The sequence below is a fragment of the Pseudoalteromonas sp. L21 genome (genome assembly GCF_021728035.1).
Classification (GTDB): Bacteria; Pseudomonadota; Gammaproteobacteria; order Enterobacterales; family Alteromonadaceae; genus Pseudoalteromonas; species Pseudoalteromonas arabiensis.
On sequence record NZ_JAKKCV010000002.1, the window covers coordinates 623,963 to 638,452 of the forward strand.

The following is a 14,490-nucleotide window of genomic DNA, read 5'->3' on the forward strand; positions in this document are numbered from 1 at the left end:
GAAAGGGTATTGCTTCAAAGAATTTGCTTCTGCATAAGTTTCGCAGCTTTTCGTTTTTTCCGATTGATCCTATTTATTTTATAAAATGCATTAATATTTACTTAGCATGCTAAGTAAAATATAATAGTTAGCATGCTAAGTAATTGGAGTGCATTATGTCTTCCACTATCCCCTTTCATGAAACGTTAGATTTAACCCTCTGCGGGAGCATGGGTCGTGTACATCGTTTGTGTCGTGATGCCGTCACGCTTGCGGTGGAACCTCTTGGTCTAACTCAGTCTCGTTGGACTGTTATGATTCATTTGTTTCACTTAAATCAGGGTTGTACCCAGCAAGAGTTGGCGCATAGCTTGGGTATTGAAATGCCGTCTTTAACACGCACTATCAAGCAGCTTGAACAACAACAGATTATTGTACGTGAAGCGGATGCAGAGGATAAACGCAGTAAGCGACTGTATTTTACTGAACAAGGTCTAAACTTATTGGAGACCTTGCGTGTGATCATTGCTGATGTAAAACAAAACCTTTATGCAGATTTAACGACAAACCAGCTAGATACTATGGCACATGGCCTTGTTCAGATGGAAAAAAATGCCCGTCAGTGTATTAATCACTACTCAGGAGATAAATAACTTTATGACACCGGATCAAAAATTTGCCCGTTATGTAAAAATTTCCTTAGTGGGTTTCATTGTTCTATTTCTGTATTTTGTAATTGCTGACCTTTATATGCCAGTGACGCCACAGGCCCGTGTATACCACCCAGTTGTGCAAGTGACACCACAGGTAAGCGGCCGCGTGACGGAGGTTTTAGTAACGAACAATCAAGCTGTCGAAAAGCGCCAAGCATTGTTTAAGATTAATGATGAACCGTTTGAGTTGGCTGTTCAACAGGCTGAGCTTGCTTATGATGATGCTAAACTTCAAAACCAACGTTTAGATAGCAGTGTGAAAGCAATTGAGGCGCAGCTCGCGGCAGCGAAAGCAAAACTGCATGAGCAAACATTATTGTTTGAACGTGGTGAATCGTTACTAAAAAAACGTTCTATTTCAGAGCAGGAATACGAAACAATTAATGCAAATTACCAATCAAGTAAGGCAAATGTAGCGGCAATTGAAGCTCAGCTTAGCGAAGCTAAACTTGCTCGCGGTAAAATGGGGGATGATAACTTAGCATTACGCCATGCCCTGAACCAGCTTGAACAGGCTAAACTCAACTTGTCTTATACAACAGTAACGGCCGATACCGATGGTAAAACTGCAAATTTACAAGTGACAGCAGGTACATATGCGAATAAGGGGCAACCTTTAATGGCGATTGTTGCTAATAAAGCTGACCTTGTTGCTGATTTTCGTGAAAAGTCATTGGTACACGTGCAAATTGGCAGTACTGCGAAAGTAAGCTTTGATGCGCTACCCGGCAAAGTATTTACTGGCAAAATTGTTAGCTTTGAAGCGGGAGTCAGTGATGGCCAGCTTAATGCTAACGGTTTACTCAGTGCCACTGAAAGTAGCAATCGCTGGGTACGAGATGCGCAGCGTCAACGTATTCATATTCAATTGGATGAGCACCAAATGTTAGCTAAATTTCCAAGCGGAGCTCGTGCCACAGTTCAGCTTTTGCCTGATTCGAGCGTTGGCAGTTGGTTTGCGAGCATGCAAATTCGCTTTATCAGTGTTCTGCACTTCATTTACTAAGGCAGGGTAAGTTATGTCAGTATTGCAACTCGATGGTAATGGCTTGCGCCAAGCGCTACGCATTGCCACGGGCTCAGCATTAGGGTTCGCACTGGCAAAATTGATGAACTGGCCTAATGGCATCTTTTTTACTGTTTACCCCATGTTATTGCTCGGTTTAGTCCCTGTACTTAATATGCATATTATTCGTCAGTTTTACGCTGGTGCTGTATTCAGTGCATTGTTTGTGCTTGTGGTACAAGGATTGTTTTCCCACTTACCCGTTGTTATGACAATGATGAGTTTTGTCGCATTTGCTTTTTTGTTTTATCAAATGAGCCGTGGCGCTAATTTCTTATTTGGTGCCACTACGGTTGTGAGTTTGTCGATTCAATTGCACTTTTCGACCTACACAGGTGGAGGAGTAAGTATCTATCCTCTGATAATTAGTAACGCTGTTGCTGTTGTGGTTACTGTTGTTTTTTCGATGCTCATGCATGGTTTGTTTCCTGATGTTGCACCGCGTCAAGCACGTGTAATGCCCGAAAAAGCGAAAGAAAGTGTACGCCATGAAGTATTACTTTGTTCAACAGTGGCAACCTTATCGTTTGTGGTATTTCAGGTATTTGATTTACAAGATTCTATCTCCGCACAAGCGGCATCTGTATTGATCTTATTTTCATTGTGCTGGAAAGCGGCTGGTATGGCGGCGTGGCAGCGTGCAGTTGGCACATTAATTGGCTGTAATTTAGCGTTAGTTGCACAGCTCTTTTTATACAATCACACTGATATATTGATTTTTCCTGCGCTTATCTTATGGATTTTGACGTTCATCTTTAGTCGATATCATATAATTTCTGGCGGCATTCCGGGGGTTGGCTTCGGTATTATTACTACGTTTGGTATTTTGTTTGGTCAATCGTTAGGACCTGGGCAGGACTTGGTTTACAGTGCCTTATATCGGTTTTCGTCAGTATCAGTAGCGATTCTTGTTAGTTTATGTGCTGTGTATATTATGCATCATATACTTAATCGTTTTGCTGTAACACGGCATCATACATTTGATTAATAAAAAGGGAGTTAATCTGATGAACTCCCTTTTTTATTGTTCGCTTCAAAAATAGTGGGTAATGATTTCAATAATTCATCTTGTTTCACCACATTTTGCACACAGGTTTTTGAGACAACATCTGCAACCCATGCTCCCCACTGTGAGCTACCAGGTTCTTCACCAGGGGTGGCCCACCATCGAGCCTTGTATAAAATCTCGTTGTAGCAGGTTTCACTCCCTTGCGGGTACGCGCTACCAGCTTGCCAAGAGTCAACCGCAAAACTAGACATAGGTAAAACTGACAGCGTTATCATTGCAATTGCAAAACAGCGTGTTTTGTAGCCCATATACGGCTCCTTCAAAAGTGAGATAGTATTATTATTATAGTATTTGCTAGATTAACCATCAATTAACTTTGTTAACAAGTTACACTTCTTTACAGTTCTGCTTAATTTTGATACTAAGTCGTAATTATAAAGTTATAATTTTATGTTTTTCCTTAGCTCTTTTGTTTGTCCTCTTTTTGTTTTGCTGTCCATCCTCTTGCGTTGAGAGTTTTTACTTGGTTTGGTTGGTCTGCGTTTCTTTTGAACCTGAGTCGCACTTATAACAAGTTCTTTTAAGCGGTTAAGTGCATCCTCTTTATTAAGTTCTTGAGTTCGGTGGTTTTGCGACTTTATTACAACAACACCCTCTTTTGTGATTCGAGAGTCATTTAAATTTAACAGTCGTTGTTTGTAAAAGTCAGGAAGTTTGGAACGATTAATATCAAAGCGTAAATGGATAGCACTCGCCACTTTGTTCACATTTTGCCCACCCGCTCCTTGAGAACGGATAGCGCTTATATCGAGCTCCCATTCATCGATTGTTACAGTATTGGAAATAATTAACATTAGGTTCAGTTAGCTGTGATAAAAACTATATTCTAACATTTGTAATTAGCTGATCATAATAACCCGTTAAAACTAACTGGCGGCTAAAAATTGTACACAAGGAGAATCTGATGAAAGCGTTACTTATATCATTGAGTTTACTCATAATGAGTTTTTCAAGCTTCGCAGAAGATATTACGGAAAACCAACTTCAAAGTTATATTAAAGCGTTACCTGCAGTGGCTAATTGGTCGCAGAATCAGCCTGAGCTTAAAAACGTTGACTTAGGAAGTATGTTAAGTGGTTCTGAGGCAACGAATACCTCATCAATGATGGGGTTTCTTGATCAAATAAAACAACACGAGCTATATACTGAGTTTGCGGGCTTAACTGAGCAATATGGTTTTACGCCAGAGCAGTTAATTGTCGTTGGTTCTGAAGTATCAATGGCCTATTTAGCTAATTTAAAAAGTAGCTTGTCTAGTGACAATCAAAAGCGTGTTGATCAAGCTGTAACAGGCTTACAAAGTTTCGGCGCTTCTTCGGCTAATTCGGGCACACGCTCGTTGGCAGGTGCATTAGAAGGGGCAAAATCAAGCACTAACGTGAACGAAGGCAATGTGAATTTGGTTAAGGAATATATGCCACAACTAAAACAACTATTTGCGATGTTACAGTAATCTTGTCATTCAATAAAAAACGGCTAACTAGCCGTTTTTTTGTGGCCAAATAAAGGCATCTGGGTTGTCGAGTTGCAGCTTCTGATTTTCAGTTGGTAAAAAATCGGTTTGTAAAAATTGCTCAATACACGGATGACGATCAAAGTATAAAATATCAAAAGCAAACCGATTTAAGCCATATAGGCCTCTATGAATCATATTTGCAGAAAAAATTAGTAAGTCCCCTTTTTTAAGAGCAATGGTTTTTCCATTCTTTAGTGCGTTACTATTTGAAGCCCCCTGTTCCTCTAGCCGAACTGTTAACTCCTCTTTTGAGTCCCAGTGTTTATGGCTTGCAGGAATGACTTCAATACCAAGTTCATCTTCAAAAGCCACTCGACAATGCAAAACCTCTGGGCCCTTAAGCGCCTCTTTTTGCTCGGTTAGGTTTAAATGGTACTGCATATCTCTGTGCCAATAATTACGCTGTTCTTTTTTGTAAGGGTTAAAGAAAAGTTGGGTATTCATAAAGCATGGTGCAGCAATAATTGGTCTTACATGGTTGAGCAAAGTATCTGAATTAATGAACTTAAATAAAATTAATTTTTCGTCATCCGTTAAACATCGTGCTGCGGTCAGCCCTGAACTATTGATACCTTTAGTTTTGTAAAAATGTTGGTTTTCCTGTAACCAGTTATTATGAAACTTATCTAGAATTGGGCGAACCTTTGATAGGCTCTTGTCATTGTAAAGGCCCTTTACATGGTAATAACCATATTGTTGATAATAGCGGTTTTGCATTATTAGCCTTTAAGTATGGAGCGTACTTTTGTGCCAAGCTCAGGCAGTACTTGTTGTTCAAACCAAGGATTTTTCTTTAGCCATATATTGTTGCGGGGGCTTGGGTGAGGTAACGGAAGATGGCTTGGCCAATAGTCACGCCATGATTTTACTAACTCTGTTAATGGCTGCTTCTTTGTTTGTGGTAAATGATAAGCTTGCGCATACTTGCCAAGCACAATAGTAAGCTGAATATTATTTAATTGCGCCAGAAGCTTCTCTCGCCATGCAATAGCGCATTCTTTTCTTGGCGGTAAATCACCTGATTTGCCTTTTCCTGGATAACAAAAACCCATAGGTAAAACAGCAAAATTCTGTTCATCGTAGAATTCATCAGTACTTACATTAAGCCACTCTCGAAGTCTATCGCCACTTGCATCATTGAACGGCTGACCTGTTTGATGAACTTTAACTCCGGGCGCTTGGCCTGCAATTAAAATACGAGCGTTACTGTTAAACTGGATAACAGGGTGTGCGCCAAGTGGTAAATGAGGTTCACAGATCACGCATTTACTAACTTGCTCTAGTAAAAGTTTTGTATTCATGAGTTAGTAAAAATATGATCTAGGCTTGTTTTGACCAAACAGCTAGTTCATTACCGCTTGGCTCTGTGAAATGAAAGCGATAACCACCCGGAAAATTAAAAAGAGGTTTTATTATTTTACCGCCATGGCTCTCAACCTGTGATTGAGTTTCCTTAATGTTGTTTGAGTAAAGCACTAACAACGCCCCACCATTCGTTGATAGACATTTTAATGGTGCTTGATAAAAGCCCCCGTCTAGGCCTGCAGATTCACAGCTAAATGCGGTGTATTGAGGTCCATAGTCAGTAAACTGCCATTTAAACACATGCTGGAAGAAAGCTTTAGTTGCTGTTAAATCGCTCGCAGCAAATTCAACGTAATTTAAAGTATGATGGTTTGACATTATTTATTCCTCATTAAGGCTATGCTCAAGGGCCATTTCACAATGTAGCGTAGTGCTATCAAGCAGCGGCATTGAAGTATCAGCTTGCTGTACTAGTAATGCGATTTCTGTACAACCTAGAATTACTGCCTCAGCTCCTTGCTGTTTTAGTTTATCAATAATTGCTAAGTACGCAGCTTTAGACTCTGATTTTATAATCCCTTTGCATAATTCATTATAAATAACATTATGAATGATGGCTCGCTCCTGTGCTGCTGGGACTAACACATCAATAGAAAATTTATCTGCTAGTCGTTCTTTATAGAAATCCTGTTCCATAGTGAACTGGGTTCCAAGTAAAGCGACCTTTTTATGATTATTTTGGATCAGGTTTTCACCAACTGCATCAGCAATGTGTAATAAAGGAATTGAAATCGCAGCTTGTACTTGCTCAGCTAATTTGTGCATTGTATTGGTACAAATTAATAAATAATTCGCACCTGCAGCCTCAACTTGCTTGGCTGCTTTGATCAGTATCTCTGCCATCTGTGGCCAATCTTGTTGCTGTTGTAATTTTGCTATTGCGGCAAAATCTAAGCTTACCAGTACTATTTTTGCACTATGAAGTCCACCAAGGCTTTCTTTAACACCTTGATTTAAAAGCTGGTAATAACTTTGCGTTGACTCCCAGCTCATACCGCCAATTAATCCTATTGTTCGCATCCAAGCACCCCATTCGGTTTTTATATCACCTTATGATATTAGGCTTCGCAAAGCCAGTAGATCATTATTTTACTAACTAGAGAGTACTCGATAAATTTACTTATTCTTCATGGTTACGCAAATGATAATCACTATCTTTTTTATTTTGTCAGTTTATAATAGTGCGCTTTCTATCCGTGTTTATTTAAAGGATTATCATGCATTCACAATCCATTGATGCAGTGCCTTCGCAGCGTCCTAAAAATGTGTTTAAAAAGCGCTCTGTGAGCATATCTTACCGAATATCGGTATTCTTTCGGTTTATTGCTGCCATCTTTGGGGGCTATGTATTTACCAGTGTACTTATCTCTTTGTTAGCCATCTTGCTTCCCTTAAATCAGCTAGACAGTGTGTTATTAACCACTACGTTGTCGGTATTTTTTTATAGTTGTGTTTTTATTTGGGTGTTTGCAGTTAAGTCATTAAAGCGTGTCTGGATCACTATTTTACTAACTACAGGTGTCCAGTTTGTAATTCTTTCGTTGATTAAGGGTTGGTTATGAAAGAGAACTTTTTTCGTTCAATGACCTGGCTACATACTTGGGTTGGTTTGTTAGTATGTTGGTTATTATTTTTAATTTTTTTTGCTGGCACCATCAGTTTTTTTAAAGACGAGATTACTTATTGGTTCGAGCCAGAAACGCACACTGTTACTCATCAAGATAACCGCCTAGCTAAGCAAAGACAGCAAATTAACTATGCTGTAGAGCAGTTGCAAAATAAAGCAGCAGACTCATCATCATGGCGTATTTATTTACCTGAGCCTCGTAACCCTTTATATACCTATAGTTATGCTGAGCCTAAGCAGCCAGGGCAACGACGCACTAAATTTACTGAGACTTATTTAGACCCTACTATCAATGAGGAAATTGCGCCGCCAAGAGAGACCAAAGGCGGGTATTTTTTCTATCGACTGCATTTTGATTTACATTACATCGATGTCAGAACGGCACGTTGGCTAGTGTGTCTAGCATCATTATTTATGCTGATTGCCTTGATTACTGGTGTTGTTATTCACAAGCGTATTTTTAAAGATATGTTTAGCTTTAGAAAAAACAAAGGAAGTCGCAGTTGGCTTGATGCTCATAATGTATCATCGGTATTAGCCTTACCATTTCATATTATGATTACGTATACAGGCTTGATAACCTTAATATTTATGGTTTTCCCCTACCCTGCTCAAACGGTGTATGAGAAGGGGCTACAACAAATGTTTAATGAGGCAAGTCCTATCAGGGCTCGTGTCGAATCGAGTGATGTTCCTGCGCCACTGGTTAGCATGAATACTATTTTAGATCAGGTTTATACTAAGTCACCTGATGCCGATATAGGTTTCTTCTTTATTCGCGATGCAAACAAAGAGTCATCACGCGTGAGTGTGTATTTGAACACAGGTAAAGAGGTCGTGGATAATGGGGCGGCATTTTTATTTTCAGGTAGTACTGGCGAACTACTCGCTGAGCAAGGTAAAGATTGGTCGGCATCAGCACGCTTTTATGATTCGATGACAGCATTACACGCAGGGCGACTAGCTAGCCCATTATTACGCTGGCTATATTTCTTATGTGGTATCGCTGGCTGCGCAATGATTGCTACAGGCTGCATTATGTGGGCTAAACGTTTAAGGGAGCGTTTAAAGCCGCAGCAGCAAGCTGGGGTTGGCTTGAAATTAGTAGAAACGTTAAATCTAGCTACCCTGATGGGGTTACCATTTGCAACGGCATCATTTTTTATTGCTAATCGATTATTACCTTTAGAGATGGTAGCGCGTGCCGATAAAGAAATACTCGTGTTCTTCCTCGCATGGTTAGCAATGACTGTGTTGGCAATAATAAGTAGCTCTAAACGTCAATGGCAATTAGCAGCGTGGCTTAACGCATTGGTATGTTTTGCTGTTCCTTTAGTAAATGCTATGACAACCGAGGGAAATTGGATCAGTTATTTACTAACTCAAAAATGGACGCTGTTTTGCGTTGATTTTGGTTTCATTATTGCGGGAAGCCTGTTTATTTTACAGGGCAAAAAATTACGTACTGCTAGCAAAAAAGTAAGTACTCGCCGTTTTCAAAAGCCCAAGGACCTTAAGGAGCAACAAGGATGATGGAATTACTGCAGTTTAGTTTGTGCTTTATGGCATTTAATTGTTTTGCTTTAGCAAAGTTTAACCATTTTCGTGAAGTTTTTAAAAAGAAGCTAACGGATAAACAACGACATAGCTTTTTAGCTACAGGCTGGATCACTATTTTACTAAGTTTAGTGTTATCTGTACTGAGCGAAGGTGGATATGGTGCATTATTGTTTTGCGGTTATATGGCGCTAAGTGTACTTATGCTCATGATTTTATATAGTTTTACTGTTTCATGGGTAAAGCATATCAGTATACTCAATTTATCAATTTTACTGTTAAGTTGCTTTTCGGTAATGATTTTCTAGCTTAGTTAGTAAAAAACTGATCTGAAAAAAATGGGTAGGCATAGCCTACCCGAGCAGGGAATTAAATTGGGGGGATCACATGTTGCTTCAATTTAATAAAGCAGAGTTTGCCTTGGTTCAATGACAGTTGTGTTACACATCCATGATGTTTTAAAGACAACCTGTAAATCCCCTTTACAGGTTGTCATGCTCAACGAAGATTAATTCTTCGGTTTTAAAGCCATATTTTTTAGCTGTGTCTTTAAAGTCTTTTAATTGTGCTTCGCTCACCTTGGGTGTTCTTGATAGGAACCATAAATATTCTTTGTTGTAGCCGGTGATATATGCATATTGATAATTTTCTTTATCTAATTCAAAAATCACATATGAGCTGTAGAATGGGCCAAAGAAAGAAACCTCTAAATGACCTATGTTAGGTTTGCTCGCAAATTTAGCTTTGCCTTGGGCTTGCTCCCATGCTTGTTCCTCAAGATTGTAGCCTCTGTTAATTACTTTTACACTGCCATCAGGGTTTACTGAATATTGAGCTGTTATTCCTTCTAAGCCACGTTCAAAAGAGTGATCTAGCCGCGCAATTTCATACCAAGTACCTGTGTATTTATTGAGTTCAAAGTTCTCAACAGGTTTTATGTTCTCTGGAGTGCCAGTACACGCAGAGAGTATCGTAGAGGTAATTGCTATAATGAGAAGTTTATGGAAGTTGCGCACGTAAAGCTCCTTTTAAAATCAAATATTTTAATACGTTAATAGCGGTAAATAAGTTCAATTACGGTAAACTATCTCATACTTAAAAATTCTGTCGAGAGTGCTATGAAAATTTGGGTTGATGCGGATGCCTGTCCTACTGTTATTAAAGAGATATTATTTCGCGCAGCAGAGCGCACGCAAACAGTTACAACGCTGGTTGCTAATCATGCGATGCGTATCCCACCTTCAAAGTTTATTTCGCGTATACAGGTTTCATCAGGGTTTGATATTGCTGATAACGAGATTGTGAAACGTGTTGAAGCGGGTGACTTGGTTATCACAGGTGATATTCCACTTGCTGCAGAAGTAATAGAAAAAAATGCACAAGCGCTGAATCCTCGTGGAGAGCTGTATACCACGGAGAATATTCGCTCTAGATTAAACGTACGAGATTTTATGGAAACAATGCGTTCTAGTGGAGTTGAAATGTCGGGAGGGCCACCGCCTCTTAGCCAAGCCGACAGGCAAAACTTTGCCAATAATTTAGATCGCATTCTTGCAAAAAAATTATGATGGACACAAAGAAACGGCTACAGGGTTTTGGAGACAGCAAATTCACCGTTGCAGTATATATTGAAAAGCGCCCACCCATGGCGCCGTGGCAAACACTCAATTTTTTGCATGCAATGCAAGCAGGCGAAATTAATAGCATAAATCAAGCTTGCGGCAATGGCTGGAGAAAAGTTTTTAACGTATATGCTAAGGTGTTATTTGCTCTGCCTAGTGAGCATTTTAAATTTGCAAAGCAAGCGTGTGACTGGCAAACCTTCCGAGATGATTTATTACTGCAAGCTAACAGTTGCACTGCGCTTTTGTTTAGTCCGCCACTTTTAGATGTAAGTAACCAATTGCATATTATTGCAGGTCGTACTCATGCTAAAAAACTGATTCAATCAGGGCAGCTTAATTCGCCACTAACTTGGATAGATGATGAGTTTGCCATTAGCAAGAGTGATAAGGTTATCGTATGCCCTTACTTCGATTATCGGCAATTGAGTAATAGTAAGATTGCTCGACTAAGCCAATTAGTGGCTGATATCTTAGCTTGAATACTCCATTGCGTTATTGAGTATGCAAACTAAGCTTAAGATATTATAAAAGCTAGTGTGCTTAGTATGAAAATTCTTGTTGTCGATGATATGCCTTTAATGCGCCATGTTTTAATAAACATGTTGCGCCGCCTTGATTATGATGACATCACAGAAGCAACAGATGGCAATCAAGCTATTGAGTTATTAGGAAAGCAACATTTTGACCTAGTCATTACTGATTTGCATATGCCAAAAATGGATGGTAAATGCTTACTTATGCAAATGCGAGATACACCTGATTTTAAGAGTATCCCTGTTTTAATGGTCACATGCGAAGACAGTAAAGAGACCGTGACAGATATGATTAGTGCTAAAGTTGATGGCTTTATTATTAAACCATTTTGCCTGAATACCCTAAATAAACAGCTGAGCCGCATTGTTAAGCATGACTAAAGTGATAGGTTTCGTGTGGAGTTGACTATGTTAATACGTCTGCTAAGCGTGTTGTTTTTTATGTTTGTAGGGGATGTGCTTGCTAAACAAAAAACACTGACACTGTATACTGAGTCTTTCCCTCCCTATAATTTCGAAAAAGAAGACCAAATTACGGGAATCAACACAGAGATTGTTCGGCTTCTTTGCGAAAACGCAAATTTACACTGTACTATTGACTTATACCCTTGGAAAAGAGCGATGCAACTAGTTTCAACGAGAGCCAATAGTGGCATCTTTTCAACTTCACGCACAGCACAAAGAGAATCGAAGTTTTATTGGGTTGGTCCATTAGCTTCTGGGCAAACATGTTTTTATAAGTTAGCGACTCGCTCAGATATAACTGTGAATAGTATGGCGTCTTTACGAAATTACACCGTAGGTGTGGCACGGGGAGATGTATATCACTCAGTTTTAATGGATTTAAATCTGGAAGAAGGTCAGCATTTTTTAACTTACTCAAAAAAATTTGAAGAGCTAAAAATGTTTAAAAGAGGCGAGCACGACTTATTAATTGGCTCGGCCTTAACACTGGCTTCTCAATTAGAAAAAGTGGGGTTAAGTCCCGAACAGCTAGCCCCCGTATTTGCGCTTAACCATCCTGCACTGGCTGGAAACTACTTAGCTCTGAATAAAAGCACATCAATTGAAACCGTAAAAGAGTTACAAAGTCATTTAAAGCAGTTAAAAGCAACCGAGCAAGTTGACGATATTGTTAGTCAGTTTATACCTTCGGCTCAGCAAAGCCACCCTTATGCATCCGCTATGTTAAAAGAGTGTTTTACCGGTAACGCTATTTATTAGTTTTTCTTAATGAAAGTCTAATTTAGCTCGGTTGTTGGCAATAGTCGTATTTTTTGGTCTTCGGACGCAAAGCTTTTGCTTAGCTTTAAATTGCTTTTTATAGTGAATAAAACAATAAAAGGGCAATAACGATGAAACCAACTCCACTCATTAAAAGGATAGTGTTAGCTCTATGCTTAGCTACAGCAGGCTCTACCCAAGCTTACGATCGCATCACAGGCCATAACTTTGCTAGCCGTTCAGAAGTCATCGCACAATCAGGTATGGTTGCAACATCACAGCCGTTAGCTACGCAGGTTGGCTTACAAGTACTAAAAGATGGTGGTAATGCCATTGATGCGGCGATTGCGGCAAACGCAGTGCTTGGCCTTGTTGAACCGACTGGATGTGGAGTTGGTGGGGATTTATTTGCCATTGTTTGGGATAATAAAAGCAAGCAACTATACGGCTTAAATGCCTCTGGTCGTTCACCACAAAGCTTGTCTTTCGATGCCTTAAAAGCACAAGGCGACACCATTCCTGCTTATGGGCCGTTACCAGTGTCGGTTCCTGGTGCTGTCGATGGTTGGTTTGAGTTACATAAAAAGTTTGGCAAAACACCAATGAAAGCCTTACTCCAACCTGCTATCGACTACGCTGAAAATGGCTTCCCAGTGTCTGAACTGATTGCCTATTACATGCAAAAAAGTGTTGCTGCTCGTGGCAAATATCCGGGCTTTAAAGATGTGTATATGCCAAATGGGGCCATGCCTGAAAAAGGGGAAATCTTTAAGAACCCAGCCCTTGCAAGCACCTATCGCAAAATTGCCAAAGACGGCCGCGATGCCTTTTATAAAGGCGATATTGCTAAAGAAATTGGTCGCTACATGCAAGAAAACGGCGGCTACTTATCCTATGAAGATTTAGCTGCGCACCATAGCGAGTGGGTCAAACCTGTGAGCGCTGATTATAGAGGGTATACGCTCTGGGAATTGCCACCAAATGGCCAAGGTATTGCTGCACAGCAAATTCTTAATATTCTTGAGGGTTACGATATCAAAGCAATGGGCTTTGATAGCCCAGAATACGTCCATACCTTTGTTGAGGCGAAAAAGCTCGCTTTTGCAGATCGTGCAAAATATTACGCGGATCCAGCGTTTAACACGATTCCTGTACAAACACTTATTTCGCAGCAGTATGCTGACCAAAGACGCAAACTGATAGACCCTAACAAGGCCGCAAAACGTGACCATGCAGGCCCAGTAGAAGGCGATACTATTTATATGACGACCGCCGATAAAGACGGCAACATGGTTTCGCTTATTCAAAGTAATTACCGTGGTATGGGCTCTGGTATGACACCTGCTAAATTAGGCTTTGTATTGCAAAACCGGGGCGAAATGTTCGCGCTTAAAAAAGGCCACATGAACCAATATGAGCCAGGTAAACGACCATTTCATACAATCATTCCTGCGTTTGTCACCAAAGATGGTAAGCCATATATGAGTTATGGCGTGATGGGCGGTGCGACGCAGCCACAAATGCATGCTCAAATACTTATCAACATGATTGATTTTGGCATGAACCTGCAAGAAGCCGGTGATGCGCCACGTATTCTGCATACGGGGTCATCGCAACCAACTGGTGAAATCATGGAGGATGGTGGTTTTGTTAGCTTAGAGTCAGGTTTTTCAATGGAAACCCGCCGTGAGCTAATAAAGAAAGGCCACACTTTGCAAGACGCCGTTGGCCCCTATGGTGGTTATCAAGCTATATTGAAAGACCCTAAAACCGGTGTTTATTATGGTGCATCTGAAACCCGTAAAGATGGTCAAGCAGCTGGGTATTAGGCTCGCAAGTTAGCGAGTTATAAAGATAAAGAGTAATATTACGAGCTTTGAGGTCGCAGCGATTTTACATCGCGTAGGCGTGAAATTTATTTCGCGCGATGATTCATAGCTCGTGGGTTGGGTAGAGAGGAGTGATACCCAACAAGTTAGTAGGTTGTGAATTAAGTGTCTTAGCTCGTATCAGATCTTACAGTTTAGGTGAGAAGGTATAAACCTCGTCTAACAGGCGGCTATGAGCGGATAAAAGGCGGTCACAGCTAGTTAGTGCTAATGACTTTATTTTATAAAGCGGACGTTCTTGTAACGCATTTTGCCCCAAAGTGCGTTAGCGTAATTACTCTATAGGTCGGCTCTGAGCGAGAACCAGTCATTTAAGAGAGTTGTTGA

The 14,490-nt window shown here is 40.2% G+C and carries 19 protein-coding genes; 12 read left to right on the top strand and 7 right to left on the bottom strand.

What is annotated here, in order from left to right; genetic code table 11:
* The first annotated feature begins 155 nt into the window (after positions 1-155).
* From L3V41_RS07955 to L3V41_RS07965, 3 genes are read left to right on the top strand one after another with little or no spacing between them, the layout of a single operon-like run.
* The gene (locus L3V41_RS07955) at positions 156-632 is read left to right on the top strand and encodes a MarR family transcriptional regulator (protein ID WP_062567845.1); all 477 of its coding nucleotides are present in this window, start codon (positions 156-158) and stop codon (positions 630-632) included.
* Between the two features lie 4 nt (positions 633-636).
* Complete coding sequence (locus L3V41_RS07960) at positions 637-1,698, top strand: HlyD family secretion protein (RefSeq protein ID WP_237115531.1); 1,062 nt, start codon at positions 637-639, stop codon at positions 1,696-1,698.
* 13 nt (positions 1,699-1,711) lie between these two features.
* Positions 1,712-2,746: a DUF2955 domain-containing protein gene (locus L3V41_RS07965; RefSeq protein ID WP_062567843.1), complete on the top strand. Its 1,035-nt coding sequence runs from the start codon at positions 1,712-1,714 to the stop codon at positions 2,744-2,746.
* An 11-nt stretch (positions 2,747-2,757) separates the two neighbouring features.
* Here the strand turns inward: L3V41_RS07965 and L3V41_RS07970 are convergent, their stop codons facing one another.
* Both L3V41_RS07970 and arfB read right to left on the bottom strand, forming a co-directional pair.
* Positions 2,758-3,075 carry a hypothetical protein gene (locus tag L3V41_RS07970; protein WP_062567842.1) on the bottom strand — a complete coding sequence of 106 codons (318 nt, stop codon included), beginning with the start codon at positions 3,073-3,075 and terminating at the stop codon, positions 2,758-2,760.
* Between the two features lie 132 nt (positions 3,076-3,207).
* Positions 3,208-3,621 (bottom strand): alternative ribosome rescue aminoacyl-tRNA hydrolase ArfB, encoded by a 414-nt coding sequence (gene arfB, locus L3V41_RS07975; RefSeq protein WP_237127510.1) that lies wholly within the window; start codon positions 3,619-3,621, stop codon positions 3,208-3,210.
* Positions 3,622-3,731: 110 nt separating this feature from the next.
* Here arfB and L3V41_RS07980 point away from each other — a divergent pair, with 110 nt between their 5' ends.
* On the top strand, positions 3,732-4,280 hold the full coding sequence (locus L3V41_RS07980; protein WP_237127511.1) for a short-chain dehydrogenase: 549 nt from the start codon (positions 3,732-3,734) through the stop codon (positions 4,278-4,280).
* A gap of 27 nt (positions 4,281-4,307) precedes the next feature.
* Here the strand turns inward: L3V41_RS07980 and L3V41_RS07985 are convergent, their stop codons facing one another.
* From L3V41_RS07985 to L3V41_RS08000, 4 genes are read right to left on the bottom strand one after another with little or no spacing between them, the layout of a single operon-like run.
* A complete protein-coding gene (locus L3V41_RS07985; RefSeq protein ID WP_237127512.1) occupies positions 4,308-5,060 on the bottom strand; it encodes a phytanoyl-CoA dioxygenase family protein in 753 nt (250 codons plus the stop codon).
* Positions 5,061-5,062: 2 nt separating this feature from the next.
* The gene (locus tag L3V41_RS07990; RefSeq protein ID WP_237127513.1) at positions 5,063-5,644 is read right to left on the bottom strand and encodes a uracil-DNA glycosylase family protein; all 582 of its coding nucleotides are present in this window, start codon (positions 5,642-5,644) and stop codon (positions 5,063-5,065) included.
* A 19-nt stretch (positions 5,645-5,663) separates the two neighbouring features.
* On the bottom strand, positions 5,664-6,026 hold the full coding sequence (locus tag L3V41_RS07995) for a VOC family protein (protein WP_062567837.1): 363 nt from the start codon (positions 6,024-6,026) through the stop codon (positions 5,664-5,666).
* A 3-nt stretch (positions 6,027-6,029) separates the two neighbouring features.
* A complete protein-coding gene (locus tag L3V41_RS08000; RefSeq protein ID WP_237127514.1) occupies positions 6,030-6,728 on the bottom strand; it encodes an aspartate/glutamate racemase family protein in 699 nt (232 codons plus the stop codon).
* A gap of 197 nt (positions 6,729-6,925) precedes the next feature.
* Between L3V41_RS08000 and L3V41_RS08005 the strand changes: the two genes are divergently transcribed.
* From L3V41_RS08005 to L3V41_RS08015, 3 genes are read left to right on the top strand one after another with little or no spacing between them, the layout of a single operon-like run.
* Positions 6,926-7,270, top strand: a complete 345-nt coding sequence (locus L3V41_RS08005) for a hypothetical protein (protein WP_237127515.1) — start codon at positions 6,926-6,928, stop codon at positions 7,268-7,270.
* Positions 7,267-8,868 carry a PepSY-associated TM helix domain-containing protein gene (locus tag L3V41_RS08010; protein WP_237127516.1) on the top strand — a complete coding sequence of 534 codons (1,602 nt, stop codon included), beginning with the start codon at positions 7,267-7,269 and terminating at the stop codon, positions 8,866-8,868. Before L3V41_RS08005 ends, L3V41_RS08010 begins: the two co-directional genes overlap by 4 nt.
* Positions 8,865-9,200, top strand: coding sequence for a DUF3325 domain-containing protein (locus L3V41_RS08015; RefSeq protein ID WP_062567834.1), 336 nt, complete (start codon positions 8,865-8,867; stop codon positions 9,198-9,200). The genes L3V41_RS08010 and L3V41_RS08015 overlap by 4 nt, the downstream gene beginning before the upstream one ends.
* A 174-nt stretch (positions 9,201-9,374) precedes the next feature.
* On the opposite strand, the gene L3V41_RS08020 is transcribed toward L3V41_RS08015, so the two are convergent.
* Complete coding sequence (locus L3V41_RS08020) at positions 9,375-9,908, bottom strand: lipocalin family protein (protein WP_062567833.1); 534 nt, start codon at positions 9,906-9,908, stop codon at positions 9,375-9,377.
* 102 nt (positions 9,909-10,010) lie between these two features.
* Here L3V41_RS08020 and L3V41_RS08025 point away from each other — a divergent pair, with 102 nt between their 5' ends.
* The 5 genes from L3V41_RS08025 to ggt all read left to right on the top strand — a co-directional run bounded on the left by L3V41_RS08025 (position 10,011) and on the right by ggt (position 14,103).
* Positions 10,011-10,460, top strand: coding sequence for a YaiI/YqxD family protein (locus L3V41_RS08025; RefSeq protein WP_062567832.1), 450 nt, complete (start codon positions 10,011-10,013; stop codon positions 10,458-10,460).
* Positions 10,460-10,996 carry a hypothetical protein gene (locus tag L3V41_RS08030; protein ID WP_062568165.1) on the top strand — a complete coding sequence of 179 codons (537 nt, stop codon included), beginning with the start codon at positions 10,460-10,462 and terminating at the stop codon, positions 10,994-10,996. Before L3V41_RS08025 ends, L3V41_RS08030 begins: the two co-directional genes overlap by 1 nt.
* A gap of 66 nt (positions 10,997-11,062) precedes the next feature.
* On the top strand, positions 11,063-11,431 hold the full coding sequence (locus L3V41_RS08035) for a response regulator (protein ID WP_062567831.1): 369 nt from the start codon (positions 11,063-11,065) through the stop codon (positions 11,429-11,431).
* 27 nt (positions 11,432-11,458) lie between these two features.
* Positions 11,459-12,274 carry a transporter substrate-binding domain-containing protein gene (locus L3V41_RS08040; protein WP_062567830.1) on the top strand — a complete coding sequence of 272 codons (816 nt, stop codon included), beginning with the start codon at positions 11,459-11,461 and terminating at the stop codon, positions 12,272-12,274.
* 131 nt (positions 12,275-12,405) lie between these two features.
* The gene (ggt, locus tag L3V41_RS08045; RefSeq protein WP_237127517.1) at positions 12,406-14,103 is read left to right on the top strand and encodes a gamma-glutamyltransferase; all 1,698 of its coding nucleotides are present in this window, start codon (positions 12,406-12,408) and stop codon (positions 14,101-14,103) included.
* Positions 14,104-14,490 lie beyond the last annotated feature (387 nt).

Coding starts and splice junctions, on each gene's coding strand:
- L3V41_RS07985 (WP_237127512.1), bottom strand. CDS start 5,060: ATGCAAAACCGCTATTATCAACAATATGGTTATTACCATGTAAAGGGC.
- ggt (WP_237127517.1), top strand. CDS start 12,406: ATGAAACCAACTCCACTCATTAAAAGGATAGTGTTAGCTCTATGCTTA.
- L3V41_RS08040 (WP_062567830.1), top strand. CDS start 11,459: ATGTTAATACGTCTGCTAAGCGTGTTGTTTTTTATGTTTGTAGGGGAT.
- L3V41_RS07990 (WP_237127513.1), bottom strand. CDS start 5,644: ATGAATACAAAACTTTTACTAGAGCAAGTTAGTAAATGCGTGATCTGT.
- L3V41_RS07980 (WP_237127511.1), top strand. CDS start 3,732: ATGAAAGCGTTACTTATATCATTGAGTTTACTCATAATGAGTTTTTCA.
- L3V41_RS07960 (WP_237115531.1), top strand. CDS start 637: ATGACACCGGATCAAAAATTTGCCCGTTATGTAAAAATTTCCTTAGTG.
- L3V41_RS07965 (WP_062567843.1), top strand. CDS start 1,712: ATGTCAGTATTGCAACTCGATGGTAATGGCTTGCGCCAAGCGCTACGC.
- L3V41_RS08030 (WP_062568165.1), top strand. CDS start 10,460: ATGGACACAAAGAAACGGCTACAGGGTTTTGGAGACAGCAAATTCACC.
- L3V41_RS07995 (WP_062567837.1), bottom strand. CDS start 6,026: ATGTCAAACCATCATACTTTAAATTACGTTGAATTTGCTGCGAGCGAT.
- L3V41_RS08010 (WP_237127516.1), top strand. CDS start 7,267: ATGAAAGAGAACTTTTTTCGTTCAATGACCTGGCTACATACTTGGGTT.
- L3V41_RS08035 (WP_062567831.1), top strand. CDS start 11,063: ATGAAAATTCTTGTTGTCGATGATATGCCTTTAATGCGCCATGTTTTA.
- L3V41_RS08025 (WP_062567832.1), top strand. CDS start 10,011: ATGAAAATTTGGGTTGATGCGGATGCCTGTCCTACTGTTATTAAAGAG.
- L3V41_RS07970 (WP_062567842.1), bottom strand. CDS start 3,075: ATGGGCTACAAAACACGCTGTTTTGCAATTGCAATGATAACGCTGTCA.
- L3V41_RS08005 (WP_237127515.1), top strand. CDS start 6,926: ATGCATTCACAATCCATTGATGCAGTGCCTTCGCAGCGTCCTAAAAAT.
- L3V41_RS08015 (WP_062567834.1), top strand. CDS start 8,865: ATGATGGAATTACTGCAGTTTAGTTTGTGCTTTATGGCATTTAATTGT.
- L3V41_RS08000 (WP_237127514.1), bottom strand. CDS start 6,728: ATGCGAACAATAGGATTAATTGGCGGTATGAGCTGGGAGTCAACGCAA.
- L3V41_RS07955 (WP_062567845.1), top strand. CDS start 156: ATGTCTTCCACTATCCCCTTTCATGAAACGTTAGATTTAACCCTCTGC.
- arfB (WP_237127510.1), bottom strand. CDS start 3,621: ATGTTAATTATTTCCAATACTGTAACAATCGATGAATGGGAGCTCGAT.